General features: G+C 63.3%; 29 protein-coding genes and 1 riboswitch. Of the genes, 11 read left to right on the top strand and 18 right to left on the bottom strand.

The window, feature by feature from the left end; all coding sequences use genetic code 11:
* Positions 1-98: 98 nt before the first annotated feature.
* On the top strand, positions 99-1,004 hold the full coding sequence (locus ACSQ3L_RS08250) for a LysR family transcriptional regulator (protein WP_436159493.1): 906 nt from the start codon (positions 99-101) through the stop codon (positions 1,002-1,004).
* A 75-nt stretch (positions 1,005-1,079) separates the two neighbouring features.
* Positions 1,080-1,868, top strand: a complete 789-nt coding sequence (locus ACSQ3L_RS08245; protein WP_436159492.1) for a lysophospholipid acyltransferase family protein — start codon at positions 1,080-1,082, stop codon at positions 1,866-1,868.
* Positions 1,869-1,889: 21 nt separating this feature from the next.
* Here the strand turns inward: ACSQ3L_RS08245 and ACSQ3L_RS08240 are convergent, their stop codons facing one another.
* The 3 genes from ACSQ3L_RS08240 to ACSQ3L_RS08230 all read right to left on the bottom strand — a co-directional run bounded on the left by ACSQ3L_RS08240 (position 1,890) and on the right by ACSQ3L_RS08230 (position 4,195).
* Entirely contained in the window at positions 1,890-2,516 is a 627-nt protein-coding gene (locus tag ACSQ3L_RS08240; RefSeq protein WP_436159491.1) for a LysE family translocator, read from the bottom strand.
* An 88-nt stretch (positions 2,517-2,604) separates the two neighbouring features.
* Positions 2,605-3,552, bottom strand: coding sequence for an aldo/keto reductase (locus ACSQ3L_RS08235; RefSeq protein ID WP_436159490.1), 948 nt, complete (start codon positions 3,550-3,552; stop codon positions 2,605-2,607).
* Positions 3,553-3,673: 121 nt separating this feature from the next.
* Positions 3,674-4,195 (bottom strand): gamma-glutamylcyclotransferase, encoded by a 522-nt coding sequence (locus ACSQ3L_RS08230; RefSeq protein WP_436159489.1) that lies wholly within the window; start codon positions 4,193-4,195, stop codon positions 3,674-3,676.
* A 151-nt stretch (positions 4,196-4,346) separates the two neighbouring features.
* Here ACSQ3L_RS08230 and ACSQ3L_RS08225 point away from each other — a divergent pair, with 151 nt between their 5' ends.
* Positions 4,347-5,345, top strand: a complete 999-nt coding sequence (locus ACSQ3L_RS08225) for a DUF2125 domain-containing protein (RefSeq protein ID WP_436159488.1) — start codon at positions 4,347-4,349, stop codon at positions 5,343-5,345.
* A 7-nt stretch (positions 5,346-5,352) separates the two neighbouring features.
* Positions 5,353-6,276 (top strand): sugar kinase, encoded by a 924-nt coding sequence (locus tag ACSQ3L_RS08220; RefSeq protein ID WP_436159487.1) that lies wholly within the window; start codon positions 5,353-5,355, stop codon positions 6,274-6,276.
* A gap of 6 nt (positions 6,277-6,282) precedes the next feature.
* On the opposite strand, the gene ACSQ3L_RS08215 is transcribed toward ACSQ3L_RS08220, so the two are convergent.
* A complete protein-coding gene (locus ACSQ3L_RS08215) occupies positions 6,283-7,218 on the bottom strand; it encodes a prephenate/arogenate dehydrogenase family protein (protein ID WP_436159486.1) in 936 nt (311 codons plus the stop codon).
* Between the two features lie 6 nt (positions 7,219-7,224).
* On the bottom strand, positions 7,225-8,334 hold the full coding sequence (hisC, locus tag ACSQ3L_RS08210) for a histidinol-phosphate transaminase (protein ID WP_436159485.1): 1,110 nt from the start codon (positions 8,332-8,334) through the stop codon (positions 7,225-7,227).
* 137 nt (positions 8,335-8,471) lie between these two features.
* Positions 8,472-8,549, top strand: a riboswitch (SAM riboswitch).
* Positions 8,550-8,659: 110 nt separating this feature from the next.
* On the opposite strand from hisC, the gene metX reads away from it, so the two are divergent.
* Both metX and metW read left to right on the top strand, forming a co-directional pair.
* Positions 8,660-9,829 (top strand): homoserine O-acetyltransferase MetX, encoded by a 1,170-nt coding sequence (gene metX, locus ACSQ3L_RS08205; RefSeq protein WP_436159484.1) that lies wholly within the window; start codon positions 8,660-8,662, stop codon positions 9,827-9,829.
* 58 nt (positions 9,830-9,887) lie between these two features.
* The gene (gene metW, locus ACSQ3L_RS08200) at positions 9,888-10,502 is read left to right on the top strand and encodes a methionine biosynthesis protein MetW (RefSeq protein ID WP_292178093.1); all 615 of its coding nucleotides are present in this window, start codon (positions 9,888-9,890) and stop codon (positions 10,500-10,502) included.
* A gap of 8 nt (positions 10,503-10,510) precedes the next feature.
* Here metW and ACSQ3L_RS08195 read toward each other — a convergent pair whose 3' ends face one another.
* The 4 genes from ACSQ3L_RS08195 to ACSQ3L_RS08180 all read right to left on the bottom strand — a co-directional run bounded on the left by ACSQ3L_RS08195 (position 10,511) and on the right by ACSQ3L_RS08180 (position 14,620).
* Complete coding sequence (locus tag ACSQ3L_RS08195; RefSeq protein ID WP_436159483.1) at positions 10,511-10,831, bottom strand: DUF1330 domain-containing protein; 321 nt, start codon at positions 10,829-10,831, stop codon at positions 10,511-10,513.
* A gap of 148 nt (positions 10,832-10,979) precedes the next feature.
* Complete coding sequence (locus ACSQ3L_RS08190) at positions 10,980-11,780, bottom strand: DUF1194 domain-containing protein (protein WP_436163397.1); 801 nt, start codon at positions 11,778-11,780, stop codon at positions 10,980-10,982.
* A gap of 85 nt (positions 11,781-11,865) precedes the next feature.
* Positions 11,866-13,692 (bottom strand): ABC transporter ATP-binding protein/permease, encoded by a 1,827-nt coding sequence (locus tag ACSQ3L_RS08185; protein WP_436159482.1) that lies wholly within the window; start codon positions 13,690-13,692, stop codon positions 11,866-11,868.
* A 139-nt stretch (positions 13,693-13,831) separates the two neighbouring features.
* Positions 13,832-14,620, bottom strand: a complete 789-nt coding sequence (locus tag ACSQ3L_RS08180) for a class I SAM-dependent methyltransferase (RefSeq protein WP_436159481.1) — start codon at positions 14,618-14,620, stop codon at positions 13,832-13,834.
* A 99-nt stretch (positions 14,621-14,719) separates the two neighbouring features.
* On the opposite strand from ACSQ3L_RS08180, the gene gloB reads away from it, so the two are divergent.
* Positions 14,720-15,487, top strand: a complete 768-nt coding sequence (gloB, locus tag ACSQ3L_RS08175; protein ID WP_436159480.1) for a hydroxyacylglutathione hydrolase — start codon at positions 14,720-14,722, stop codon at positions 15,485-15,487.
* 23 nt (positions 15,488-15,510) lie between these two features.
* Positions 15,511-15,939 (top strand): cupin domain-containing protein, encoded by a 429-nt coding sequence (locus ACSQ3L_RS08170; protein WP_436159479.1) that lies wholly within the window; start codon positions 15,511-15,513, stop codon positions 15,937-15,939.
* A 1-nt stretch (position 15,940) separates the two neighbouring features.
* On the opposite strand, the gene ACSQ3L_RS08165 is transcribed toward ACSQ3L_RS08170, so the two are convergent.
* The 3 genes from ACSQ3L_RS08165 to ACSQ3L_RS08155 are packed head-to-tail and all read right to left on the bottom strand — an operon-like array spanning position 15,941 to position 18,381.
* Positions 15,941-16,627 (bottom strand): lysoplasmalogenase, encoded by a 687-nt coding sequence (locus ACSQ3L_RS08165; protein WP_436159478.1) that lies wholly within the window; start codon positions 16,625-16,627, stop codon positions 15,941-15,943.
* On the bottom strand, positions 16,624-17,559 hold the full coding sequence (gene yddG, locus ACSQ3L_RS08160; RefSeq protein WP_436159477.1) for an aromatic amino acid exporter YddG: 936 nt from the start codon (positions 17,557-17,559) through the stop codon (positions 16,624-16,626). Before yddG ends, ACSQ3L_RS08165 begins: the two co-directional genes overlap by 4 nt.
* Before the next feature lie 33 nt (positions 17,560-17,592).
* Positions 17,593-18,381 carry a DUF3108 domain-containing protein gene (locus ACSQ3L_RS08155; RefSeq protein ID WP_436159476.1) on the bottom strand — a complete coding sequence of 263 codons (789 nt, stop codon included), beginning with the start codon at positions 18,379-18,381 and terminating at the stop codon, positions 17,593-17,595.
* A 257-nt stretch (positions 18,382-18,638) separates the two neighbouring features.
* On the opposite strand from ACSQ3L_RS08155, the gene rpmB reads away from it, so the two are divergent.
* The 3 genes from rpmB (at position 18,639) to ACSQ3L_RS08140 (ending at position 20,461) form a co-directional block, all read left to right on the top strand.
* Positions 18,639-18,935 (top strand): 50S ribosomal protein L28, encoded by a 297-nt coding sequence (gene rpmB / locus ACSQ3L_RS08150; protein WP_292178119.1) that lies wholly within the window; start codon positions 18,639-18,641, stop codon positions 18,933-18,935.
* 161 nt (positions 18,936-19,096) lie between these two features.
* Positions 19,097-19,777: a queuosine precursor transporter gene (locus ACSQ3L_RS08145; protein WP_436159475.1), complete on the top strand. Its 681-nt coding sequence runs from the start codon at positions 19,097-19,099 to the stop codon at positions 19,775-19,777.
* A gap of 3 nt (positions 19,778-19,780) precedes the next feature.
* Positions 19,781-20,461 carry a spermidine synthase gene (locus ACSQ3L_RS08140; protein ID WP_436159474.1) on the top strand — a complete coding sequence of 227 codons (681 nt, stop codon included), beginning with the start codon at positions 19,781-19,783 and terminating at the stop codon, positions 20,459-20,461.
* Here ACSQ3L_RS08140 and ACSQ3L_RS08135 read toward each other — a convergent pair.
* The 6 genes from ACSQ3L_RS08135 to ACSQ3L_RS08110 all read right to left on the bottom strand — a co-directional run bounded on the left by ACSQ3L_RS08135 (position 20,450) and on the right by ACSQ3L_RS08110 (position 26,267).
* A complete protein-coding gene (locus ACSQ3L_RS08135; RefSeq protein WP_436159473.1) occupies positions 20,450-20,938 on the bottom strand; it encodes an SRPBCC family protein in 489 nt (162 codons plus the stop codon). The genes ACSQ3L_RS08140 and ACSQ3L_RS08135 overlap by 12 nt on opposite strands.
* A complete protein-coding gene (locus ACSQ3L_RS08130) occupies positions 20,935-21,303 on the bottom strand; it encodes an ArsR/SmtB family transcription factor (RefSeq protein WP_436163396.1) in 369 nt (122 codons plus the stop codon). The genes ACSQ3L_RS08135 and ACSQ3L_RS08130 overlap by 4 nt, the downstream gene beginning before the upstream one ends.
* Before the next feature lie 298 nt (positions 21,304-21,601).
* Positions 21,602-22,630 carry an esterase-like activity of phytase family protein gene (locus tag ACSQ3L_RS08125; protein ID WP_436159472.1) on the bottom strand — a complete coding sequence of 343 codons (1,029 nt, stop codon included), beginning with the start codon at positions 22,628-22,630 and terminating at the stop codon, positions 21,602-21,604.
* Positions 22,627-24,525: a cobaltochelatase subunit CobT gene (gene cobT / locus ACSQ3L_RS08120; RefSeq protein WP_183448136.1), complete on the bottom strand. Its 1,899-nt coding sequence runs from the start codon at positions 24,523-24,525 to the stop codon at positions 22,627-22,629. The genes ACSQ3L_RS08125 and cobT overlap by 4 nt, the downstream gene beginning before the upstream one ends.
* Positions 24,526-24,536: 11 nt before the next feature.
* On the bottom strand, positions 24,537-25,523 hold the full coding sequence (gene cobS / locus ACSQ3L_RS08115; protein ID WP_436159471.1) for a cobaltochelatase subunit CobS: 987 nt from the start codon (positions 25,521-25,523) through the stop codon (positions 24,537-24,539).
* A 123-nt stretch (positions 25,524-25,646) separates the two neighbouring features.
* Positions 25,647-26,267 (bottom strand): J domain-containing protein, encoded by a 621-nt coding sequence (locus tag ACSQ3L_RS08110; protein WP_292190631.1) that lies wholly within the window; start codon positions 26,265-26,267, stop codon positions 25,647-25,649.
* Between the last annotated feature and the right edge of the window lie 174 nt (positions 26,268-26,441).

Genomic DNA, 26,441 nt, shown 5'->3' with positions numbered 1-26,441 from the left:
GAGAACTCCTTTGGATTTGCCCCGCTGATATGCATCCTTCCATCTTGCGGATGTAGATGCCATGATTGCAATCCATCCTTCCAATTTCTGGAAAAACCATGGATCGCCTCGAAGCCATGTCCCTTTTCGTCGCGGCAGCGGAGTCCGGCAGCCTTTCCGCTGCTGCGCGTCGTCTGAGCACTCCGCTTGCGACCGTCAGCCGCAAGGTCTCCGAGCTGGAACGGCATCTCAAGACACGCTTGTTGAACCGGTCGACACGGCGCCTGACGCTGACCGATGCGGGCCACGCCTACCTTGCCGCCTGCCGTCGCATCCTGGAGGACGTCGGAGAGGCCGAGCGGACCGCCGGCAGCGAGTACAGCGCACCGACAGGTGAGCTGATCATCACCGCGCCGATCGTTTTCGGCCGCCTTCACGTGCTGCCGGTCGTCACGGCCTTCCTCGCCGCGTACCCGCGGGTGGATATCCGCCTGACGCTCGGCGACAGGATAGTCCAATTGGCCGAGGACCATATCGACCTCGCCATCCGCATCGGCCGGTTGCCGGACTCGCGGATGGTCGCGACCAGGATCGGTTCGATCAAGCATGTCGTCTGCGCAAGTCCGGCGTATCTGGCCGAGCACGGGGCGCCGAAAACCCCGAAAGACCTTGAAACGCATAGCTGCATCACCTTTGAGGGCCTTGGCTCGCTCGCCACATGGACCTTCGCGGTGGACAAAGCTGACGTGCCTGTCCCTGTCCGTTCCAGGCTCCGGGTCAACACCGCCGAGGCAGCGATTGATGCAGCGACCGAAGGTGTCGGGATGACGCGCGTGCTCTCCTACCAGATCGTCGCCGCTGTACGCTCAGGGACATTGCAGCCCGTGCTCAGGGATTTCGAACCTGAACCTTGGCCGGTAAACCTGGTGCATGCCGGCCAGGGCCGGCTGCCAGTGAAACTGCGCGCCTTCCTGGACTTTGCCGGCCCGCGCCTCAGGGAACGTCTGGCGCAGGCGACCTGGTAGATGAGCCGCACTGTACCGTTTCCTTTTTGCGCCTGCTTGGTGTAACGAACGCTCACCTCCTCACCGGGCCTCCCCATGCTCTATTTCAGATCGCTGACGTTCAATTTCGTCTTCTACGTCAACCTGATCGTCCAGATGATCCTCTGGACCCCCTACTATTTCCTGTCGCCCCGGCACCGCGCCTGGTTCGTGCCGAAATTCTGGTCGCGCACCTCGATGTGGCTCTGTGACAAGATCGCCGGAACGAAGAACGAGATCACCGGCCAGGAAAACCTGCCCGAGGGCTCCTTCATCCTGGCGCCGAAGCACCAGTCGTTCTGGGACGCCATCGCCTTCTTCCCCTTCCTTCAGGATCCGCTCTACATCCTCAAGCGCGAGCTGACCTGGATCCCGTTCTTCGGCTGGTACATCATGAAGATGCGGATGATCCCGGTTCACCGCGGCAGCCGCTCGAAAGCGCTGAAGGCGGTGGTCGCCGCGACCAAGGAAGAGATGGCGCGCAATCCCCGCCAGCTCATCATCTACCCCGAAGGTACAAGACGCGCGCCGGGTGACGAGCCGGCCTACAAATACGGCATCGTCGAAATCTATGCGCAGCTTGGCGTTCCGGTGGTGCCGGTCGCTCATGTCGCCGGCCTCTATTGGCCGCGCCGGAAATTCCTGCGTTACCCTGGCACGATCAAGGCGCGGTTTCTGCCGCCGATCCCGCCTGGCCTAGGCAAGGATGAATTCATGGCGCGGCTGATCGGCGAGACGGAGGCTGCCTGCGATCAGTTGCTCATCGAGGCGTCCCGGGCGCCCAATCCGCCGGCCCTGCCGCCAACGGCGGTGAAGCGATTGCGGGAGCTCGGAGCGAAAGCCTGAGCGGAGGTTGTGGGGCAATTTTCAGCCGAACATGGCTAGCGCGGTGGTCAACACCAGCGTCGCGGCAAAGACCAGATTGATGATCCGCGAGGCCGCCGGCCGGCGCAGGAAGCGCGCGAACGCTGTCCCCGCGATAAGCCACACGGCATGGATGGCGACGATCATCAGCGCCAGAACCGTCAGCTTCAGCCATAAACCAAGCTCGACTGCACCCTGTTTTGACGAAGCACCGGCGAACACGGCGGCGATCGCCACATAGGCCTTTGGGTTGGCAACCGCCAGGAGAAACCCAGCCAGCCATGTTGGACGCGAAGCCTCGCCGGTGCGTGCCGCCAGGGGTGGCGCCGTGGCTATCTTGAAGGCGAGATAGAGGATGTAGGCCGCGGAAGCGACGGCCAGCAGCGGCGCCAGCTTCGGCATCGAGGCAAACACCGCCACCACCCCGGTTGCCACTACCAGCAGCACAGCGATAGTACCCATGACGATACCGTAGGTATAGCGCAGCGAGGGGCGCAGCCCAAAGGCCGCCCCGACGGCGGTAACGCTTATCGTCGTCGGCCCTGGGCTGCCCATGACGACCGTGGCGACAAGCACCAGCGCGAGCAGTTGGCGCCAAAGATCCGGCTGCGAAAGAAGCGGCTCAGTCATTGCACCCTCTGTCCTGCCCCCGTGCGTAGCGACGGTATGGCAGGACAAGATGGGCGTCTTGGACGTTCGTGCGAGGAGCGGCCGCCGCTCAGCCGCTCGCTTTGTCGAGTTCGGCCATGTCGGCGGCGGTCAGCTTCAGCGACGCCGCCCTGATCAGGCTGTCCATCTGCTCGGGCTTCGTGGCGCTGGCAATCGGCGCGGTGACGCCGGGCCGCGCAATCACCCAGGCAAGCGCCACCTCCGCCTGCTTGGCCGAATGCCTGGCCGACACCGCATCCAGTGCCGCAAGGATGTGCATGCCGCGCACATTGAGGTAGTCTTTCACCCCACCGCCGCGCGGGCTTTGGCCAAGATCGGCCTCGCTGCGGTATTTGCCGCTGAGAAAGCCCTTGGCCAGGCTGAAATAGGTGATGACGCCGATGTCCTCGGCCACGCACAGATCGCGCAGCGGGCCGTCAAAGGACGAGCGGTCATAGAGATTGTATTCCGGCTGCAGCACCTCGTAGCGCGGCAGGCTGCGCAGGCTCGCCACATCGAGTGCGGCACGCAACTGGGCGGCATCGAGGTTCGAGCAGCCGGCATAACGGATCTTGCCCTTGGCGAGCAGCTTCTGGTAGGCGCCGAGGGTTTCCTCATAGGGCGTCGTCGGGTCCGGCCAGTGCGACAGATAGAGGTCGATGGTGTCGGTCTGCAGCCGCCTCAGCGATGTGTCGACGGCCTTTTCGATGTAGGCCGCGGACAGATCCTTGTGCCCCTGCCCCATATCCGAACCAACCTTGGTGATCACCACGACCTTGTCACGATTGCCACGGTCTTTCATCCATTTGCCGATGATGGTTTCCGATTCACCGCCCTCGTGGCCGGAGACCCAGCGCGAATAGGAGTCCGCCGTATCGACTGCATTGAAGCCGGCGCCGACGAAGCGGTCGAGCAGGTCGAAGCAGGTTTTCTCGTCGGCGGTCCAGCCGAAGACATTGCCGCCCAGAACCAGCGGCGCGATGGACAGGTCGGTGCGACCGAGACGACGTTTCTGCAAGGCGGATCTCCGGGATGATTGGGGCGGGCAAATGGCGCCCGCAGGCTGAGGTTTGGAGCCTAACCTAGGTCTTGCCTGATCGAGGTCAAAGGCCTGGCCGCCTTTTTCCGCAGAGCCAGCTTCACAAAGGCGCGACCAACCTTGCCACATTCTCCAACCAGTGGTCGCGAATGCCCAGCGCCTCAAGATGCTCCAGCGTGCTCATCACATAATCCTCGTTGATGCCGGATTGACCGACCGCGCCGCGCACCACGGCCGCTGCCTCCGCCGCATCGAGCGCGCCGGCATATTGCTCGTGCTGGCGGTCGACGATGTAAGCCACCGCGTCGACCGTGCCGCCGCCGTCGAGGCGAATTTTGAGCATGCGTTCGAGATAGACATTGGTGACGAGTTCGCGCTCGCGCAGATAGGCGATGACCTCGTCGCGCAAGTCGCCGGGAACGCGGAACGCCAGGCCGACGCAGGAGCCGCCACGGTCGAGGCCGAGCACCAGTCCCGGTCGCTCGCGCGTGCCGCGATGCACGAAGGAATAGACGCAGAGCGACCGGCGGTAGCCATGCAGGCGGGCGCGCTGCGTCTCGATATGCGCGAAACCCGGTCGCCAGATCAGCGAACCATAGCCAAACACCCAAAAATCGCCCATATCGCCGCGCCTGATTGCAAAAGATGCCAACACCGCACCGGGGACCGGTGTTTTTTCCGCCCGTCCCGTCTAACTATTCGTCTCTGTCTACCTATCGTTGGCGGAATCGACTGTCCGTCCGCAACATCCATGCGTTAACGAGAGCCAAAGCATGACGTCAAGTGACGAACGCCAGCCGAGTAGCCGTCGCCGCCTGTTCTGGCTTGCCGCGTTCATCGTCGTGCTGTTTGCTATCTACAGCGGCGGCTGGTTCTATCTGGCTGACCGGGTCAGGAACGAAGCCGACAAGGCGGTCGCCACGCTCAACAAGAATGGCGTCGAGGCCAGCTGCGCCAATCTCCAGGTCAGCGGTTATCCCCTGAGCTTTACCGTCTCCTGCGACAACCTGGCCTATGAGGACGATGCCAGGAACATTGCAGCCTCGGCCGGCAGCTTCAACGCAGCCGCCCAGATCATCCAGCCCCTGTCACCGGTCGCCAATCTGCGCGGTCCGCTCAGAACCTCGGTTCCGGACATGATGCCGCTGTGGATCGATTGGGACAATCTGCAGGCCAATTTCAAATTGTGGTGGCCGCTGCCGCGGCAGATGTCGCTGCAGGCCGAGGGCCTGTCCGGCCAGACCGATCCGGCCGACGATACCGATCCGGTGCAACTCTTCAGCGCCGGCAAGGCCACCGGCAAGTTGCAGCCGAATGGGGCGGATATCGACTATGTCGGCAGTTTTGGCGATCTCGAGATCGACCCTGAGGCGATCGGCGGGCGCGTGCTGCCGGCGCTCGATGCCAGCGGCGACGTCACGCTGAAGAACGGCGTCGCGCTGATCGGCACGCAAGTGAAGAGCCTGCGCGGCCAGGCGATCGAAATCCGCAACCTCGACCTTTCGTCTGGGACCGCGCGTATCACGGTTTCGGGACCTCTGTCGGTCGATGCCGAAGGCCTGGTCAACGCGGATCTGATGATCAGGCTGCAGGACCCGAAGGCGGTGGCGGCCATCCTCGGCACCGCCATACCCGAGCAGAAAAACCAGATCGAGCAGGGTTTTTCTGCCCTGGCGGTGCTCGGCAACGAACCATCGATGCCGCTGAAGGTGGTCAAGGGCAAGGCCTCGCTCGGCTTCATTCCGCTGGGCAAGATCAAGCCGGTGGAATAGCTCCATTATGGCAAGACCCGTGAAGCTGCTGAGTGTTGGCGCACTGACGCTGGACACCATCCTGCGTGTCGAGACACTGCCCGTGCATCAGGGCAAATTCATCGCCTCCGACGGCGTCCAGATCGCCTCGGGGATGGCCACGAGTGCTGCCTGCGCCGCGCATCGCCTGGGCGCCGAGGTGTCGCTGTGGGCGAGCGCCGGCGACGATGCCGTCGCCGACCAGCTTATCGCCGGCATCGAGGCCGAAGGCGTCGATTGCAGCTTTGTGCGCCGCGTGAGAGGCGCCCGCTCGGCGCTGGCCTCGATCCTGGTCGACGCGCATGGCGAGCGCATCATCGTGCCGTTCTACGACAGGCTTGCCCAGGCCGATCCCGAAGCCTTGCCGGTCGCCGACCTCATCGCATTCGACGCCGTACTGGTCGATGTCCGTTGGCCAGGTGCGGCGGCACTCGCCCTCAATGCGGCCCGCGCCCTCGGCCGTCCGGCGATCCTCGATGCCGACACCGCGCCGCTGGAGGTCCTGGAACAGCTGTTGCCGCTCGCCACGCACATCGTCGCTTCGGAGCCGGCGGCGCGCATCGTCTGCGGCCAGGCGCTCGATCCGGAAACGGCTTGCGCGGATCTCGCCAGCCGCACCGACGCATTTGTCGCGGTGACCGGCGGCGCGGCGGGCAGTTGGTGGCACGACCGTCGCGCAGGCTGTGTGCGCCATGTCGAGGCGCCAAGGATCAAGGCAGTCGACACACTGGCCGCCGGCGACGTCTTTCATGGCGCCTTCGCTGTCGGGCTGGCGGAAGCCATGCCGGTCGAGCAGGCTTTGCGCTTTGCCAGTGCAGCCGCCGCGCTCAAATGCCTGCGCTTCGGCGGCAGGCTGGGCGCGCCGGACCGTGCCGAGACGCTGGCGATGATCGCGGCGACCTGGCCTGCCTGAAACAGTTTAGCTCTTCACCGGATGTTCGACAGCCTGGCGGCCGAAATCGGGCACGTCGATGTCCTGGCCGGCCTCGATGATCGAGCGGCGCACGGCCCGCGTCCGGGTGAACAGGTCGAAGAGTTTTTCGCCGTCGCCCCAGCGGATCGCGCGTTGCAACGACGCCAGATCTTCCGAGAACCGCGCCAGCATTTCGAGGATGGCATCCTTGTTGTGCAGGCACACGTCGCGCCACATGGTCGGGTCGGAGGCGGCAAGGCGGGTGAAGTCGCGAAAACCGGAAGCCGAATATTTGATCACTTCGGACTTGGTCACCGACTGCAGATCGTCGGCGGTGCCGACGATGTTGTAGGCGATAATGTGCGGCAGGTGCGAGACGATAGCCAGCGTCATATCGTGATGCTGCGGGTCCATGGTGTCGATGTTGGCGCCGCAGCGGCGCCAGAATTCCGAAAGCCTCTCCAGCGCCTCCGGGTCGGTGTCGGGCACCGGCGTGAATATGCACCAGCGATTGTCGAACAGGTCGGCAAAACCGGCATCCGGGCCGGATTTTTCCGTGCCGGCCAGTGGGTGGCCGGGAATGAAATGGACGCCGGCTGGCACATAAGGCTGCATCTGCGCGATCACAGACGCCTTGGTCGAGCCGACATCGGTGAGGATCGCGCCCGGCTTCAGCGCCGGCGAGACTTCCTCGGCCACCGCGCCGGACGAGCCGACCGGCACCGAGACGATGACCAGATCGGCATCGCGGACCGCTTCCCTCGCATCGGTGGTGTAGCTATCGCCCAGCCCCAGCTCCTCAGCCCGCGCCAGCGTCGCGGCACTGCGTGTCGAGATGGCAACGTGACGGGCCAGACCCTCGCGGCGGATGACGCGGGCCAGTGACGAGCCGATCAGGCCGATGCCGACCAGCGCGATCTTTTCAAACATCGGTGATGTCATGGTGTTCTAGCTTTTCAGGAATGTCGTGAGAGCGGCGACAACGCCGCGATTGGCCTCTTCAGTGCCGACGGTCATGCGCAGCGCGTTGGGAAAGCCGTAGCCGGAAACGCGCCGCAATATATAGCCGCGCGCCGTCAGATAGTCGTCCGCCGCCGCTGCGGAATGTTTCTGATCGTTGGGAAAGTGAATGAGGATGAAATTGCCGACGCTGGGCGTCACTCTCAGCCCAAGCTTTGTGAACTCCTCGCTCAGCCAGGCCAGCCAGGTCTCGTTGTGCGCCACGCTGCGCTCGACATGGGCGCGGTCGCGGATCGCGGCGATGCCGGCCTCGATCGCCGTTGCATTGACGTTGAAGGGACCACGCACACGGTTGATGGCGTCGACGATATGCATTGGCGCATACATCCAGCCGATCCGCGCCCCGCCGAGGCCGATCTTGGAGAAGGTACGAGTCATCACCACGTTCTCGGCGCTGCCGACCAGCTCGATGCCGGCTTCGTAGTCGTTGCGGCGAACATATTCGGCATAGGCCGCGTCGAGCACCAGAAGCACGTGCCTGGGCAGGGCGGCATGCAGCCGGCGCACCTCCTGGAACGGCACATAGGTGCCGGTCGGGTTGTTGGGATTGGCCAGGAACACAATCTTCGTGCGCGGCGTGACGGCGGCCAGGATTGCGTCGATATCGGCGCGCTCGTCTTTCTCCTTGATCGTCACCGGAACGGCACCCGCCGACTGGATGTAGATCTTGTAGACCATGAAGGCGTGTTCGGTGATGATAGCCTCGTCGCCGGGCGCCAGATAGGTCTGCGCCAGCAGGCCGAGGATCTCGTCGGAACCATTGGAACAGATAATGTTCTGCGGATTGAGGCCATGCACCTCGGCGATCGCTTCGCGCAGCCGCCTTGCAGTGCCGTCGGGATAGATGTCGAGCTTGCCGGCGATCTCGCGCGCGGCTTCGATCGCCTTCGGCGATGGACCAAGCGGATTCTCGTTCGAGGACAGCTTGTAGACCTTGGCGACGCCCGCAGGCGCCGTGCTCTTGCCCGGCACATAGGCGTCGATGTCCATGATGCCCGCGCGCGGGGTTGGACGTGCCTTGTCCGGTGTCTGGCTCATGTCGCAAAATCCGTCGAGAACGCTTCCTGAGGGAAGCCGCAGCGGAAATACAAGCCGTGGCCCGCAATGTCGAGAGGTGACAATCTCCGGACCAAGGCTGGCCGTTGACGCAGGCGCGCCACGGCCCTAGAAGAGGTGCGAACTTCCGTGGTGATTTGGCCGGTCGGCTTGCAGCCACGTTAAACAACTTGCTAAAGGGCCGTTTGCATCCTGTAACCGGCTTTGCGACTGCAATGCCGGTTTTTTTGTCCGCGCCGGCCGGGCACCCACATTGGCATCGATTTTCGAAAAGCACGGTGCGTGGATTCAAAGTGAGATGGATGTCATGGCCGTTCTGCGCGCCCGCAAACCCAACAACGAGGCCGACCAGCCGTCGAGCCCGGTTTTGCGTTTTGGCTCCGACAAGCCGCTCAAGCTGGACGCCGGCACACTGCTGTCGCCGTTCCAGATCGCCTACCAGACCTACGGCACGCTGAACGATGCCCGCTCCAACGCGATCCTGGTCTGCCACGCGCTGACGGGAGACCAGCACGTCGCCAGCACCAATCCTGTGACCGGCAAGCCCGGCTGGTGGGAAGTGCTGATCGGCCCCGGCAAAATCATCGACACCAGCCGCTTCTTCGTCATCTGCTCCAACGTCATCGGCGGTTGTCTCGGCTCCACCGGCCCCGCCTCGACCAATCCCGCCACCGGCAAGCCCTATGGGCTCGACCTGCCTATCATCACCATCCGCGACATGGTGCGGGCGCAGCAGATGCTGATCGACCATTTCGGCATCGAAAAGCTGTTCTGCGTGCTCGGCGGCTCGATGGGCGGCATGCAGGTGCTGGAATGGGCGTCGAGCTATCCGGAGCGCGTCTTCTCGGCGTTGCCGATCGCCACCGGCGCACGCCATTCCTCGCAGAACATTGCCTTCCACGAGGTCGGCCGGCAAGCCGTCATGGCCGATCCGGACTGGCATGGCGGCAAATATTTCGAGCACGGCAGACGCCCGGAAAAGGGCTTGGCGGTGGCGCGCATGGCCGCTCACATCACCTATCTGTCGGAAGCCGCCCTGCACCGGAAATTCGGCCGCAATCTGCAGGACCGCGAAGCGTTGACCTTCGGCTTCGACGCCGACTTTCAGATCGAAAGCTATCTGCGCCACCAGGGCATGACCTTCGTCGACCGCTTCGATGCCAATTCCTACCTCTACATGACGCGGTCGATGGACTATTTCGACCTCGCCGCCGACCATGGCGGCCGCTTGGCCGATGCCTTTGCCGGCACGAAAACCCGTTTCTGCCTGGTGTCCTTCACGTCGGATTGGCTGTTTCCGACCGAGGAGAGCCGCTCGATCGTGCATGCGCTGAACGCTGCCGGCGCGTCGGTGTCCTTCGTCGAAATCGAGACCGATCGCGGCCATGACGCCTTCCTGCTCGACGAGCCGGAATTGTTTGCCGCCATCAACGGCTTCATCGGCTCGGCCGCCCGGGCGAGAGGGCTGAGCGCATGACCCCAGAAAATTTCAGACTTGTCCGTCCGGGATCGTGCGCCACACAGGAGGCGACATCATGAGCGTCAACGGCAGCCAGCGCGTCGACCTCGAGGTAGTCGCCAACCTCATCCCGCCGCAGTCGCGCGTGCTCGATGTCGGTTCGGGCGACGGCTCACTGCTCGAGCTCTTGCAGGACACCAAGCAGGTCGACGGCCGTGGACTTGAGCTGTCGCAGCGCGGCGTCAACGAATGCGTGGCGCGCGGCCTCTCGGTCATCCAGGGCGATGCCGACAAGGACCTCGAATTCTACCCCGACAAGGGTTTTGATTTCGTCGTCCTGTCGCAGACGCTGCAGGCAACCCGCAACCCGAAGCTGGTGCTCGACGAACTGCTCAGGATCGGCAACCGCGCCATAGTCTCCTTCCCCAATTTCGGCCATTGGCGGGTGCGTCTGTCGCTGTTCCTCAACGGCCGCATGCCGGTGACCAAGGATCTGCCCTATTCCTGGTACGACACGCCCAACATCCACTTCTGCACCATCCGCGATTTCGTCAATCTGTGCGACGAGCTCGGCGCCACCGTCGAAAAGGCAACCGCGCTCGATGCCAATGGCCAGAGGATCGGGTTGTCGATGCCGTGGTGGTTCTGGAATTTTTTCGGCCAGCAGGCGGTTTTCTTATTGAAGCGGTGAGCCGCAAGCTATCCCAGAACATCCGTCGCCTTGTGCGGATGTTCGACGCCGTCGGCGAACACCACGTCGGCCTCCGAATTGTCCGTACGCAGCTCCAATATCGCCTGGTAGGCTGGTGAATTGTACCAGCCATGCACATGCTGCCTGTCGGGGAATTCGATTATGATCAGATGGCCCGGCCAGCTGTTCTCGATCACCTCCACATCGCCGCCATGAACCAGAAAACGGCCGCCGAAAGGTTTCAGCGTAGCATCGATCTTGTGCAGGTACTCGACGATCTGCGGACCCATCGTGGCTTGGCGCATATGGGCAACGGCGTAAGCGGTCATGATTGTACTCCCTTTGGATCGAAGCCGACCGGGCCTCCTAAGGGCAATCTGCCGAAACACTGATCTCAAAGCGATTACGTCTGAGGTAATGGGGTACATGTTACCCAGTAGGGCGGGCGCCTCCGCCTAGTACGCAAATCGGCCAAGCCTACCGGTCAAGTTCGGGAAAATAGGGATCCGATAGGAATCGCCTGTCCCGCTCGCCTTGCAGACAGTCTATCGGCATGGTCGCGTCGACGGGGATGATCCCGGCGTTTTGAATGCCGCTTACTTCAAGGATCAGCTTGCGCCGGATTGCCGTCGAGAATTCGGCGGCCTGATAGATCGGCAGCACGAAGGAACCGGGGCCTCCGGTCACGCACTGCGCATAATATTGATCGAGATGACTGAAGGTGGGCGACGGGCTGATCAAGATCGGCAGGCCATTGACGACGATGCCTTTTGCGGTCGCCGCATCACGCGTCGCGGTGACAGGCGGCCCGATATTGTTCGGACCGTCACCCGAAATATCGATGACGCTGCGTTCGCCCTCGAAGGAAGTGCGATCGAAAAGCTCGGTGCCAAACGCCAGCGCTCCGGAAATCGAGGTGCCGCGGAAGCTCCGGAACGGTCGGGCCGCGACCTTGTCGGCGAAGCTGTTGGCGCTCTCTGCACTGTCGATGATCTGCCAGCCGATGATCGCGTCGTCGCGCACCGTGCCGGCCCATTCGAAATAAGTGAGCGCGATGCGTCCCGTGGCGCCGGCACGGACAGCCTTGATAAAGTCCGGATGCCGCAACGCCTCGACATAACCGGCGCGCTGCAGGGCGAACTCCTTCTCATCCATCGACAGCGAAATGTCGACCGCCAGCACCAGCTCGACGTCGACGGCAAGCGCGTCCGGCGGCGAGGCGGCGGGAGCAGCCTGGGCACAGACAAGACAGGCAAGCAGGCGCACAGCATCAAGCATGGCCATCGCCAGGTTGTTTCTCCCGACGAGCTTCCCTCGCGATCACGGCAAAATAAAGCTTTGCACCGGCAATCCGAACAGCGGCCTATGTATTGTGGCGAGCTGCGACTGGCGGCGGTTCTATCGCGCCGGCCCTGACGCGGGCGGGCTTCAGAGCCGGCGCACCGGAATCCTTGACGATCGTCAACGCGCGCGGAAAGAAGTGACTGTTGTGCTGGCCGCGGCCGATGTTGAGGATCGCGGTCCCCGGCAAGCGCTTCCCGAGCATCGACAGCACCCGTCTTAGCGACGGGCCGTCGAACGCATCCAGGGCTTCGTCGATGATCACCCATTTCGGCTGCCGCAGGGCAAGCCTGGCGAAGGCCAGCGAACGTTGCTCGTCATCGCCCAGCTCGTGGTCCCAGCGCCGGGTGCGGTCGAGCGACGACGACAGCCGCTCCAGACCGACCTCGGCAAGCACCGCAGAAATGTCGGCATCGCTCGCCGGCGCAGGTCCGTCCGAGTGATCGAGGACCTCGCGCAATGTACCGGTCGGGAAATAAGGAACGCGCGGCACGAACATGGGGGTTTCTCCCGCCGGCAGTCCGATCCGTCCGCTTCCCCACGGCCACAGTCCGGCAAGAGCGCGGAAGAACAGCGTCTTGCCAGCGCCCGGATCACCGGTGATCATGACGCGCTCGCCGGGGCGGATTTCGACATGCTGGTCGGCAAGCCGGGCGCAACCCTCCGGCGAGGCGACTTCAAGCTTCTCGAAAGTCAGGTTGCCATTGGCGTTTTCGCCGAAGGCGATGCGCTTTTCCGTGTCGTGCAGCACGTCGGTTTCATTGAGCGCGATGCGGAAATCGGCGACGCGCATCAGCGTGGCGCGCCAATCGGCAATGCCGCCGATGTTGTTGATAAACCAGCGCAGGGACGAGTGGACCTGATTGAAGGCACCGACCGCCATCATCAGCCCGCCAAAGCTGATGTCGCCTGCGAAATAAACCGGCGAGGCGACCAGGATGGGTGCCACGACAGTGATCCAGCCATAGGTATCGGTCACCCAGGACAGGTTGATCTGGGCGCTGTAGATGCGCCGCATGGCGCCCAGCACCGTGCGGAGGTCGAGTTCAAGCCGTCGCCTGGCGTCGGCCTCGCCACGATACAACGCAATGGCATCGACATTCTCGTTGACGCGCACCATCGAGGAGCGCAACTCGGCCTCGCGCGTGTAGCGATCGCTGTTTAGGCGGATGAGCGGGCGCCCGACCAGCCAACTCAGCCATGAGGCAGTGCCGGCATAGAGGATGGCGGCCCAGACCATGTAGCCCGGTAGGGCCAGCGAGGTCCCGCCAATGTGGAACACGAAGCCGGAGGACAGCTCCCACAGCACGCCGACGAAGGACACGAGCAGGATGCACGACTGCAACAGGCCGACGCCGAGATCGGTCGACAGGTCGGAAAGATGTGCGGCGTCCTGCTGCATGCGCTGGTCCGGATTGACGCCGATGGCGCCTGCATTGGCCAGCCGAAAGGCGCGCGCCGGCCGCATCCACTGGTCGATCAGGTCCAGCGTCAGCGCCTCGCGCAGCTTGAGCCTGATCATCTGATTGAGCCAGGTCTGGCCAACATTGAGCACCAGAAGTCCACCGGCTATTGCCGCAAAGACGAGAAGCTGGTGCAGGAAGGCCGCCATGTCGCGGCGGGCGAGCGCATCGTAGAAAGGCTGATTCCATCGGTTGAGCAGAACCTGGCCGATCGACGTCGCGATGATCACGGCCATGATGCCGACCGATGTCCACAGCAACCACTTGCGAACCGGCGATCCCGCCAGCGCCCGCCGGATCGTCGCCACCTGATCGCTCAGGCTGCTTGCTTCGACCGCCACGGCAACCGGCTGAATAGCGGCGGCATTGTCCGGTTGATCAGCCATAGCCAAGGTCCTTGCGTTCAGTGCTGAAACCGGTTGGGGAGACTTGAAGGCGTCCGTCGTTCAAATGGACTGCCAGATGGGCTGTCAGTCCACCTACGACAGATAGGCGGGAAAAAGACCGCAGGCACTCGTGCCGTGATCACGAAGCCGTCACCTGCGCAACCGATGGCTTGGTGTCCCCGGCCTCCTTGCAACGGCCAAGCCGGGTGGCGCCATGCGGTGATAGCACCGGCACGAAGACGCGGCGCGAGGCGCGCTGGGCGACCGGCACGCCTTGATAGAGCCGCTTCTGCGCCTCGACGACGATGACCCCGGAAAAGATCGGCCACAGCCGCCGGCCGGCGCGTTCCAGCACATTGTGGAACCGCATCATGAAACGCCGCCGTGATGGTGGAAAGAACAGCGCATCGGACCAGGCGGCGGGCGTGAAATTCGCCTCGCGCAGCAATTCGGTGAGCTGCCCGCGCGAAAAGGGCCGGCCATTGCCGAATGGGGTGTGCTCGAAGCGTGCCCAGACGCCGCGCCGGTTGGGCACGACGATGACGACGCGGCCCGCCGGGGACAGCACGCGCCAGATCTCGTTCAGCGTTTCACGCGGGTTCTCGACATGTTCGAGCGAATGGACGAGCAGCATGCGGTCGATGCAGGAATCGACCAGAGGCAGTTCCTCGTCGAAGACCAGTGCCGTCGCCGTTGGCCCTACCGCCGGCCACACCACCGCACCTTGCGTTGCCGGCATGAAGGCAAAAACCCGCTCGGCGTCGGTGCCGAACCGTTCCAGCCAGGGCAAGGTATAGCCGAGGCCGACCAGCCGCTCGTTGGGCACGGCTGCCCATATCGACGACAACGCCATGGTGATCGAACGCTCGGCGAACCGGCCGAGCGTTGTCGAATAGAAGGAGCGAAGATCGACGATGTCGGAATGCATGGCAGGGATGTAGCCGTGATATCAGCGGGTTTCAACAACATGCTGGGATGACATCCGCGCATCAGCGCCCTATGTCTGCGGCGACAACGGAGAGATGCGATGCCGGTCGAAATCGAACAGTTCATGTGCCGCAGCGACAATTTCGGCGTGCTGGTGCATGACCCCAAAAGCGGTCAGACCGCGATCATCGACGCGCCCGAGGAAGCGCCGATCCTGGCCGCGCTCAAGCGCACCAGCTGGACGCCGACGATGATCCTGACCACGCATCACCATGGCGACCACGTCGAGGCCAACCTGGCGCTGAAGGAGCGCTTCAAGCTGCGCATCGTCGGCGCGGAAGCCGAAAAGGCGAAGATCCCCGGCATCGACGAGACCGTCGGAGACGGCTCGGTTCTCCATCTTGGCGATGAAAAGATCGAAGTGATCGCCACGCCCGGCCATACCGCCGGCCACGTCTCCTACTACTTGCCCGCGTCGAATGTGGCATTCACCGCCGACACGCTGTTTGCGCTGGGCTGCGGCCGGCTGTTCGAATGCAAGCCGCCGGTGATGTATGAATCGCTGAAGAAGCTGGCGGCACTTCCGGCTGAGACGGCCATCTATTGCGGCCACGAATACACGCTTTCCAACGCCCGTTTCGCACTGACCGTCGACCCGACCAATTCGGCATTGAAGGAGCGTGCTGCCAAGATCGAAAAGCTGCGCGCCGACAACAAGCCGACGCTGCCGACGACGATCGGCGAGGAGCTGTCGACCAATCCCTTCCTGCGCTGGCACGATCCGGCGATCCGCAGGCATCTTGGGCTGGAGAATGCCTCGGACGTCGAGGTCTTTGCCGAGATCCGCAAGCGTAAGGACAATTTCTAGAGCCCGAGGGTATCGTAGGCGCCATGACCAGTTCCGCCGAAATCATCGCGACGCTCGGCCTGAAACCGCATCCGGAAGGCGGCTGGTACGCAGAGACCTTTCGCGATAGCGCTGGCGGGCCGCGCGGTCATTCGACCGCGATTTACTTCCTGCTGGAGCAGCATCAGGTTTCGGCCTGGCATCGGGTCAAGGACGCCGCCGAGGTCTGGCATTTCCATGCCGGCGCACCGCTGGCGCTGTCGATGTGGGAAGAAGGCAGCGCCGTTGTGGAGCAGGTGCTCGGCATCGATCTCGCAGCCGGTGAGCGGCCTCAGATCATCGTGCCGGCAGGCTGGTGGCAATCGGCGCGCAGCCTGGGCGAATGGACGCTGGTCGGCTGCACCGTCGCGCCGGGCTTCGAGTTTGCCGCCTTTGAGCTGGCCGAACCCGGCTGGCAACCGAAACAACCCTAACTCAATAAGAACCCAAATTTAGCAGGAACCCGAGCGTGATCGCGAGTTGAGCGGCATAGTACAACGCCCAGACGGCGAAGCGCATCCAGGGACGGTGCGGCGAGATGGCGGCGACCAGGAATTTCTCCGTGGCGAGCAGCCCGTCGGATGCCATGAACAACAGGGCGCCGCCAATCACCGAGACGTTGCCGGTGGTGAGCGCCGAAACACCCATCGCCAGGATCGCGGCGACATAGACGGCGATCGGAACGCGCAGGCTTGGGCCGACGCGCCGCCATAGCGCCACCAGCATGACGAGCGCAAAGACGGCCATTGCGAGCGCGATCGCTCCGCGCCACGATTCGGCGCCAAGCAACTCCAACCCGCCACCGCTGCGCAGGAACAGCGCGACATAGATGACGTGAGCGAGGAGAAAACTGGCCAGCCCGCCGAGAAAGGCCTTTTCGCCGTCGCGTGACAGGAAGGCGTCGCCGACGGCGCTGAGCGCAAGGGCTGCGACCAGCAGCAGCGGGCCACCTTGCAGCCCCGCCAGTACGGCAAGCATCGTCACGGCAAGCGTCTTTGCCGCCGAGCGGGCGAGCGTCGGCGGCATGCTTGACGTGAACGCATGGATCACCGCCGCCACCAGCGAAAAGATCAGCGTCGCATTGGCATTGGCATCGATGCCGCCTGGAAACGGCATCGTCATGCCTGGGCTCCGCCTTCGGATGCCCGGGCTCCGTCTTCGGATGCCCCGGCTCCACTTTCGGTCGCGACCGGCTTGCGCAGGAACAGGGATTTTGCGGCGAGCGCCGCTCCGCCGGTGATCAACACGCAAGCGGCGAGGATGCGCAGCGACGGCTCGGCGACGCCGGCCGCGATCAGCACCAACGTCGACAACAGCGGCGCCGCGTAGCTTGCAGCACCCAGCACCTGGATGTTGCCGCGCTTGACGCCGATGTCCCAGGCATAGAAGGCTGCCCCGACAGGCATCAGGCCGAGGCCGAGCACGGCCAGCCACTGGCCGACGCCGTCAGGTAGCACGGTTTGTTCCAGCGCCAAATGGCAGACGAACGACAGCACCGCGGTTGCGGCACAGAACCAGGTGACAATGCTGGTCGGCACCGACGGGAAGCGCCGCGACAACAGCGAATAGGACGACCACAGCAAAGCGCAGACGGCGGCCATGGCATAGCCGAAGGCATAGCGGGCGTCGAAGGCCAGCCCGCCGCCCTTGGTGACGATCAGCACCGTGCCGGCAAGGCCGAGCAGCGCGCCGACGACATGGTTCCAGGCCAGCCGCTCACCCGGCATCAGCGCCGAACCGAGCACGATCAGCAGCGGCCACAGATAGGCGATCAGGCTCGCCTCCACCGCCGGCGCGTTGCGCAGCGCGGTGAAGTAGAAGAAGTGGTAGCCGAACAGACCGGCAATGCCGATCAGCCAAACTTGCGGCGGTATCTTCTGGCTCTTGTCGGGTGCCGGCATGAACAGCCGCGCGGCGAGCCCGACGCCGGTGCCGATCGAGAAGGTGATTGCCGACAAAAGGAACGGCGGCACCTGGCCCGATGCATCGGTGAGCAGCGCCAGCAGCGCCCACATGGCGACCGCCGAAAACCCGATCAGTGTTGCGCGCGCCATTCTGTCTCCAGTGGCGCGCGTGTGGCGCCTAGCCTATTGTACCGCTTCGAAACGCCCGGCACTGATGGTCAATGTGCCGATCTGCGTGCCTACCGTGGCACGGATCGGCGCATATACGCCGGTTTGGCCGAGTGGTGCAAACGTCACCATCATGCGGCTTTTGTTCTTGAGATAGTTGAGCGCCTTGCGCCCCTTTCGATAGCCCGCCACCGGCTCGAATCCCATCCGGCAGGTAACCGTATCGCCCTTGTAGCCCGGCACCGAGATCGTGCCTTTCGAAGCGTAGGTCAGCGTCAGGTCGGCACGCATCTCGCCGTCATAGAACTTCACGGTGCGGCCGCAGACCTGGTCGAGACTGTCGGCATGGATGACGGTGGCGGCCATCGGATCGAGCACCGAGGCCAGGTCGCCGGCACTGATTGGCACCCAGCTGTTGGGGTCCCTTTTACCCGGCGCCGGGATGACCTGCGTCGAGGCGACCCTGCCATTGGCAAAGCGGATATCGACCACCGATGCCTTCTTGCCGGAGGTGTAATCGGCACGGAATGCCTGCGGCACCATCTTCTTGCCCGCAATCGTGCCTTTGGACGAGACCGTGCCACGCGTATCGTCGAACAGCTTGGCCAGACCCGCCGCGGTGACGCTGCCTTCGATCGCATAGGCGCCGTTCTCATAGTGGCTTGAAAACGTTGATTTCGCTATCGAAAAACCAAGGAACGAGACCGTGTACTCGCCCCTGAACGACTGCGGCGAGGCAGCGGTGGCGGCGGACGGCAAGACAATGGCAAGCATGGCGAAAAGGGCATGAGACGAACGAAGCATGACGGGATCGGGTCCTTGATTTTCGGCCGGAGGCGGGCAACTCCGGTCTGGCATGTCCCTATGAGACCGCTTATAGAATGAATTCCGGCCTTAATATGAAATGCCGGGCGCATCCGTGGGCAAGCCGGAGCTTGACGCCTCGGCGAAATGCAACTATGGAACGCCAACTTTTTCCATAAGGCCGCCTGACCAGAACCGCGCGCCACCCGGCGTGGGCTTGAGTGTTTGGCAGACCCCGAGAACTGAAGGTTAGAACCATGTCCCGCACCTGCGAACTCACTGCCAAGGCAGTCATGTCCGGCAACAATGTGAGCCACGCCAACAACAAGACCAAGCGTCGCTTCCTGCCGAACCTCGTCAATGTGACGCTGATTTCGGAAGCGCTGAACCAGAATGTGCGCCTGCGCATCTCAGCCAACGCGCTGCGTTCGGTGGAACATCGCGGCGGCCTCGACGCCTTCCTGGCCAAGGCCGATGTCAAGGAATTGTCGCAGCGCGCGCGTCTGCTGAAGAAGCAGATCGCCAAGAAGGTCGCCGAGCAGGCTGCCGCTTAACCTCGTTCAAAGGCGGGGGACGACCGCCCTGGCCAACCTCTTGTTGGCCTGGGCATCGGATCGAAGCCGCAAGGTTTTGGCAATCCGGTGCTCAAATTACGAAGCTAGCGTAGTCCGCCTTCGGAATGCGCTCCGCTGGTTCCATTACCCAGGATAAAAAAATGACTTCCTTCTCGCGATATCTGCCATTTGTGGCCGCCATGGCGCTTGTCGTCGTGGCATCGAACATTCTCGTGCAGTTCCCGATGCAGGGCCAGATCGGTGGCCTGTCGCTGGCCGACCTATTGACCTGGGGCGCCTTCACCTACCCCTTCTCCTTTCTGGTCACCGACCTCGCCAACCGCCGCTACGGGCCTGCTGTGGCGCGCCGGATCGTCTTTGTCGGCTTCATGACGGCGGTGGTCTGCTCGATCCTCGTCCCGCCCTTCCTGTTCCGCCACGGCCTGATCGAATTCGAGACCGCCGCCGACCGGCTGGTCCGCATCGCGGCGGCGTCAGGCGCGGCGTTCCTTGCCGCGCAATTGCTGGATGTCACCGTCTTCAACCGGCTGCGCCGGCAGAGCTGGTGGCGCGCGCCGATCGTCGGCACGCTGGTCGGATCGGTATTCGACACCGCCGTGTTCTTCACCGTCGCTTTTTCGGCCGCCTTTGCCTTCGCCGGTCCCAACGACAGCTTTGCGCTCGAAGCCGCACCTTTGATGGGCATCTTCCATGTCGATGCGATGCGCTGGGTTTCCTGGGCGCTTGGTGATCTCTCGGTGAAACTGATCATTGCCGTGGTCGCGCTCATCCCCTACCGGCTGCTCGCCGCCCGCTGGAGTCAGCCGGCGGTTGCGGCTTAAACCATGATTCCCTGGGTCCAGCTCGATTCGGCAAAGACCCCGGATGGCGCTCAGGAGCTTCGCCTCAAGCGGCGCGGGTCAGAATTCTCGATCATGCTCGGCACAAACGAGCTGATGAACAGCCGTCTCAGCGGCTCCGAGGAAGCGCTGGCAAAACTGTCCTGTGATCGGATTGCCGGCCATCGGCAGCCGAGAATCCTGATCGGCGGGCTTGGCATGGGTTTTACGCTGCGCGCCGCACTCGCCGAACTCGGCAACGATGCACAAATTGTTGTTGCCGAGCTGGTGCCGGCCGTCGTCGCCTGGGCACGCGGCCCGATGGCCGAAATCTTTGGCGGCTCTCTCGATGATCCGCGCGTTACCATCCAGGAAACCGATGTCGGGCAACTGATCCGGTCGCAGCCCGCGGCCTGGGACGCCATTCTGCTCGATGTCGACAATGGCCCGGAAGGCATCGTCCACAAGTCCAACGATGCGCTTTACAGCCTGCAGGGCCTGGGAGCAGCGCGTAGCGCCCTCAAGCCGGGTGGCGTGCTGGCGGTGTGGTCACAAGGCCCCGACAGCGGCTTCACGCGACGTTTGAAGCAGGCAGGCTTCACGGTCGAAGAGGTCAACACGCGCGCCAACGGCAAGCGCGGCGCGCGCCATGTCATCTGGATCGCCGCCAACGGCTCACGATCCTGACTTCTGAAGATCCGCAGCAAGGGCTTCCAGCAGCCCACGGGTTCCCTCTTCTCGTCCCTTGGCGGAATCGACACCGTCGAAAAAGGCGCCCTGCTCGGTGTAGGTCAGCCTCGTGCCATCGCCTGAAGGCGTCAGTTCGACAGTGGTAAGGGATGCCGACATCGGCTGCGGCCCGATCGCCATCCGGTAGGAAAACACGATGCGCTGGTCGGGAACGATATCCTGAAACTGCGCGTCGAGCCTGACCTCCGGACCGCCGGCATAGCTGAATCGCGACACCTCGCCGCCACCGACGCGAAAATCGAAGCTGAATTCGGCGATGGCAAAACCATCGCCTTCGACCCGCCAGCGCCGCACCGTCGCCTTGTCAGCGAAGGCGTGGAAGACACGGGCCGGCGATTGTGGATAGCTCCGCTCGATGGTGAAGGTGGAGTGGATGACGGAATGCTCGTCTTTGACGGAGGCGATCTGGTTCATGGCTGTTCGTCCTTTTCCTGGTCCTGACTTTTCTTGGGGGATTGATCCGCCTCCGCCAGGATTTGGCCGAGACGGTCGAGGTGGCGTTCTGCAGGTATGCGACGTTCGGTGATCCAGTCGGCGAGCGGAGCAAGCCCGCCCGGTTCGATCCGGCAGGTGCGCACCCGCCCGATCTTTTCGCTACGGATCAGCCCGCAGGCTTCCAGCGTCTGCAGATGTTGCAGAACTGCCGCGAACGTCATGCCGAACGGCTCCGCCAGCTGGCTGACGGTGGCCGGTCCACGGCTCAACCTTTCCAGGATCTGCCGGCGTGTCGGCTCGACCAGAGCCCGCAAGATGCTGTCGATCTCGGAATAGTTAAGCATGGACTTGAGTATTGCGGGGTTGGCGTCAATTGTCAAGTGTGGACTAAAGTAATTTGACGAGCGGAAATTGAGCGATGAAAGGTCGACCCCCACTCCGTCGAGCTTCGCTCGCCACCTCTCCCCCGATCGACGGGGTAGAGGAAGGGCGTGAGTTTGCAAAGCTTGGCGCCCTTCCTCTCCCTCCGGAGGGGGGAGAGGTGGCGCCGCGTAGCGGCGACGGAGTGGGGGAAGGCGTTGGCGAAAATGCGCAGCCGCCGTTGAAAACCCTCAACTTCAGGTTCGCAGTTGGAGGCGTCGCTCAATCCTGGTGCAGAATAAATTCCAGATAGAGGTTGCGCTGCAGGATCGAGTGGTTGTCGTCGGAGATCAGCGACACCATCAGCGCGCCGTCATTGCGGGTCCAGACGTCGAGCCCTTCCATATTGTCGATCTGGTAGCCCATGTCGGCCTCCAGCAGCACCGGCCCGTCGGCGACGGCACCCTTTTCGACACTCTCGCCATAGATGCGCCGCAGCCGCATCTTGACGCCGCGGGCCATCGAAAAACTGCGCTCCAGAAGCAACAGGTCGCCATCCGGCAGGAAGGCACCGTCGGTGATGTCGAAATCGCCATTGCGCTTGACGGTGAAGACGCCCTTGTGCGACCCATCGATGATGGCGGCATAGATGTTGCCGGCCTTGTCGAGGCTCTTCTCGGAGACCACCACCAGCCCGCCCTCGTGCTGGCCGTTGGCATTGGCGTGGGTGACCGTCTCGAAACCGCGATTCTGTCGCAGTTCCCGGGCAGGCACCAGGAAATCCAGCTGCTTGAACGGTGCCTTCATGTCGGCAGGGTCGATTTTGAACTGGGCGACATGGTGATCGCGCTCGAAGCCGACGGTGGCGACGCCGTCCTTGACCGCTAGGCCTTCGGCGTCGACCTCCCACTTCTCGTCGATCGCCCGGCCCGCTTCGTCGACCATCTGCTGCATGCGGAAATTCTGGATGCCGGACGGCCGCTTGTCGGCGTCGCGGACCACTGTTCCGAAGAACCAGAAGCCGGTGTCGGCAACGCCGATGAAATCGCCGCCGGCTTTTAGAAAGCGGAAGGCCGACAGCGCGCCGAAATCGCGCGTCGGCGAGGTCATCTCCAGCCCGCCGACGAATTCGAGTGGTCCGAACTGCTTGTCGGCATGGCCAATGTGGAATTCGGCAATCGGGCGGGCCGAGACTTCGACCGGTTCAACCGAGATGGAATCAGCCGAACCGGCTGCCGCCGAGGCCACGCCGGAAAGCAGGGCGATTGCGGCGAAAAGCGTCTGCTGAAAGCCGCCGCGCTTGGAGATCATCCGGCGCGCCGCATGCCGCCGCGCCGCGTATCCTTCGCGCTTTCCTCGGCAAACAACGAAGCCAGTTGCTCCGTCATGGCGCCGGCCAGCTCCTCGGCATCGACGATGGTGACGGCGCGTCGGTAGTAGCGGGTGACGTCATGGCCGATGCCGATGGCCAGCAGTTCCACCGGCGAACGCGTCTCGATCAGCTCGATGACGGCGCGCAGATGGCGCTCGAGATAATTGCCCGGATTGACCGACAATGTCGAATCGTCGACCGGCGCGCCGTCCGAGATCATCATCAGGATCTTGCGCTGTTCCGGCCGGGCGATCAGCCGGTTGTGCGCCCACAGCAGCGCCTCGCCGTCGATATTTTCCTTGAGCAGGCCCTCGCGCATCATCAGGCCGAGATTGCGCCGTGCCCGCCGCCACGGATGGTCGGCGGATTTGTAGATGATGTGGCGCAGATCGTTGAGCCGGCCGGGGTTCGGCGGCTTGCCGTCCTTCAGCCACTTCTCGCGCGCCTGCCCGCCCTTCCAGGCTCGTGTCGTGAAGCCGAGGATCTCGACCGAGACGCCGCAACGCTCCAGCGTGCGCGCCAGGATATCGGCGCAGGTCGCGGCGACCGTGATCGGCCGGCCGCGCATGGAACCGGAATTGTCGAGCACCAGCGTCACCACCGTGTCACGGAATTTGGTGTCGCGCTCCTGCTTGAAGGACAGCGGCTGCATTGGGTCGATGACGACGCGCACCAGCCGTGCCGGGTCAAGGTAACCCTCTTCCAGGTCGAAATCCCAGGAGCGGTTCTGCTGCGCCATCAGCCGGCGCTGCAGCCGGTTGGCCAGCCGGCCGACGACGCCGGACAGATTGGCCAGCTGCTTGTCGAGGAAGGCGCGCAGCCGGTCGAGCTCTTCTTCTTCGCAAAGCTCCTCGGCGCCCACCGTCTCGTCGAAAGCTGTGGTGAAGACCTTGTAGTCAATTTCCTTTGGCAGATTGGTGAAGGGATTGTCGTTGCGGCGCGCCTCGCCGGGTGTCTCGGCGTCCGCATCGTCATCGTCGGAGAGGTCGTCGGCGGTCGCGTCGGAGGCTTCCGTCTCGGCTGATTGCTCATCGTCGGCCGAAGCCTCGGCATCCTCGGACTGCGACTGCTCGGAGCCGGAATCCTCTTCGCCGCCCTCCTCGCTCTGCTCCTCGCCTTGCGGCTGGTTGTCATCATTGTCCTCGGAGTCTTCCGTCTCCTGGTCGTCGCCGAGTTCCTCGGCCATCTCCATGGAGGCGAGCATCTCGCGCACGACGCGGGCGAAGGCCTGCTGGTCGCCGAGCTTTGCCGACAGTCCGTCGAGATCGGCCTTGGCCTTTTCCTCGACCCAAGGCCGCCAGAGTTCGACCAGCCGCTCGCCGCTCTTCGGGATCGGCCGGCCGGTCAGCTTCTCGCGCACCATCAGCGCGAGCGCTTCCTCGATCGGCGCGTCGGCCTTGTCCTTGACGTCGACGAGATTGGCCTTGGCGTATTTGTCCTCGAGCATCGAGCCGATATTGTCGGCGACGCCTTGCATGGCGCGCGAGCCTATCGCCTCGACGCGAGCCTGCTCGACCGCGTCATAGATGGCGCGGGCCGCCTTGCCTTCCGGCGCCAGCTTGGTGTGGATGCGCACATCGTGGCAGGCGCGCTTCAGCGCCATGGAATCGCCGAGGCCGCGGGTAATCGCGATATCAGTCTTCGACGCTTTCTTCGGCAGTTCTGGCAAACGCGCACGGCTACCGGCAAGTGCCGGCCGATCCTTGGCGAAACCGACTTCCAGTTCCTTGTCGCCGGCAATGGCACGCATGCAGACCGTGACGGCGCGCTTGAAGCTGTCGGCTTCAGACCCCGTCTTCGACTTGTTGCGCGTGTTGTCGCCCGGACCCGCCATCGAGACTCTGCTTAGCCCAGCACCACGTTGGCGGCGCTCTCGGGCAGATCCTCGCCGAAGGCGCGCTGATAGAACTCGGCCACCACTGAGCGCTCGAGCTCGTCGCACTTGTTGAGGAAGGTCAGCCGGAACGCCATGCCGATATTGCCGAAGATCTCGGCATTCTCGGCCCAGGTGATGACAGTACGCGGGCTCATCACGGTCGACAGATCGCCATTGATGAAGGCCGAGCGCGTCATGTCGGCGACGCGCACCATCTTGTTGACGATCTCCTTACCCTTGCTATCGCGATAGTGCTTGGCCTTGGCCAGCACGATGGCGACTTCATTGTCGTGCGGCAGGTAGTTCAGCGTGGTGACGATCGACCAGCGGTCCATCTGCGCCTGGTTGATCTGCTGGGTGCCGTGATAGAGGCCGGTGGTGTCGCCGAGACCGACCGTGTTGGCGGTCGAAAACAGCCGGAACGCCGGATGCGGCCGAATGACCCGGCTCTGGTCGAGCAGCGTCAGCCGGCCCGACGATTCCAGCACGCGCTGGATGACGAACATCACGTCCGGCCGGCCGGCGTCATACTCGTCGAAGCAAAGCGCGACATTGTGCTGGTAGGCCCAAGGCAGGATGCCGTCGCGGAATTCGGTGATCTGCAAGCCGTCCTTGACGACGATCGCGTCCTTGCCGACGAGATCGATACGGCTGACATGGCTGTCGAGGTTGACGCGCACGCAGGGCCAATTGAGGCGGGCGGCGACCTGTTCGATATGGGTCGACTTGCCGGTGCCGTGATAGCCCGACACCATGACGCGGCGGTTGTAGGCAAAGCCCGCGAGGATCGCCATCGTCGTGTTCTTGTCGAACAGATAGTCCGGATCAATGTCGGGCACATGCTCTGATGTCACCGAATAGGCCGGAACCACCATCTTGGACTCGAAGCCGAATTTCTCCTTCACCGACACCGTCGTGTCGGGCAGGTTGGCGATGTCACGATCGACCTTGTTCATATCTCTCAACATCTCCACGGGCGAAAAGCCTGATTTCGCCGGCAATCGATTTTGTCCGGGGGCGGTCTTAGAGCCTTTTCCAACCTTATGAAAGTTGGAAAACGACACGAACCGAATGGTCGCTCAGCACAGGCCCGCCTGTTTGAGCACGCGATAGGCCTGCAGCACATCGCGGAACCGGTCTTCCGAACCTCTGTCGCCACCATTCGCATCCGGATGGTGGAGTTTCACCAGTTCCTTATAGCGCGCCTTGATCTCCTTGCCAGTCGCCTTTGTATCAAGGCCAAGCGTTTCCAGCGCCTTGGCCTCAAGCGGCTTAGCCTTGCGCTCACGCGCCTCGCGCGGATCCTTCGGCCCCTTGAACAGGTCGAACGGGTCGCGCATGCGGTTGTAGTAGCCGGCGCGGCCGGAGCGCATCTGCGCCATATCGGGCGACGAACGCGTCGAGGGGCCGGTGGCGCCCATCTTCCAGGTCGGCCGGTGGCCGGTCATCGCTTCCTTCTGGAAGCGCGCGACCTCGGTGTCCGGCACGCCGGAGAAATAGTTGAATCCCTTGTTGTACTCGCGCACATGGTCGAAGCAGAAGCGGAAATACTCGCCCTCCTTCATGCGCCCGACCGGCGCGCGATGGGTGCCCGCCTCCTTGCAGCCGTCCCACTGGCAGATAGGCGAGTGGGACTTCAGCTCCGCGTCCTTGTCGGGACGGACGCGAATCTTCTCGAAATATTTGGGGTACGGCTTCATCTAACCCATTTATGGGGCGTTCGCAGATGCGAAACAAGAATTGACATTTTCGCGATCATCGCCCTAACCGCTGAATCGCGGCATAAAGCAGACGAATGGCTGATTTTGTTGCGCGGTAGTGGCTTTGCGAAGATCGATTTTCGGTTTCGAGGCCGGTGTGCCGGCCATATGTGG

The sequence above is a fragment of the Mesorhizobium sp. LjRoot246 genome (assembly GCF_964254115.1).
In the GTDB taxonomy this organism is placed as follows: domain Bacteria; phylum Pseudomonadota; class Alphaproteobacteria; order Rhizobiales; family Rhizobiaceae; genus Mesorhizobium.
This window is presented reverse-complemented; position numbering and strand designations above follow the sequence as displayed.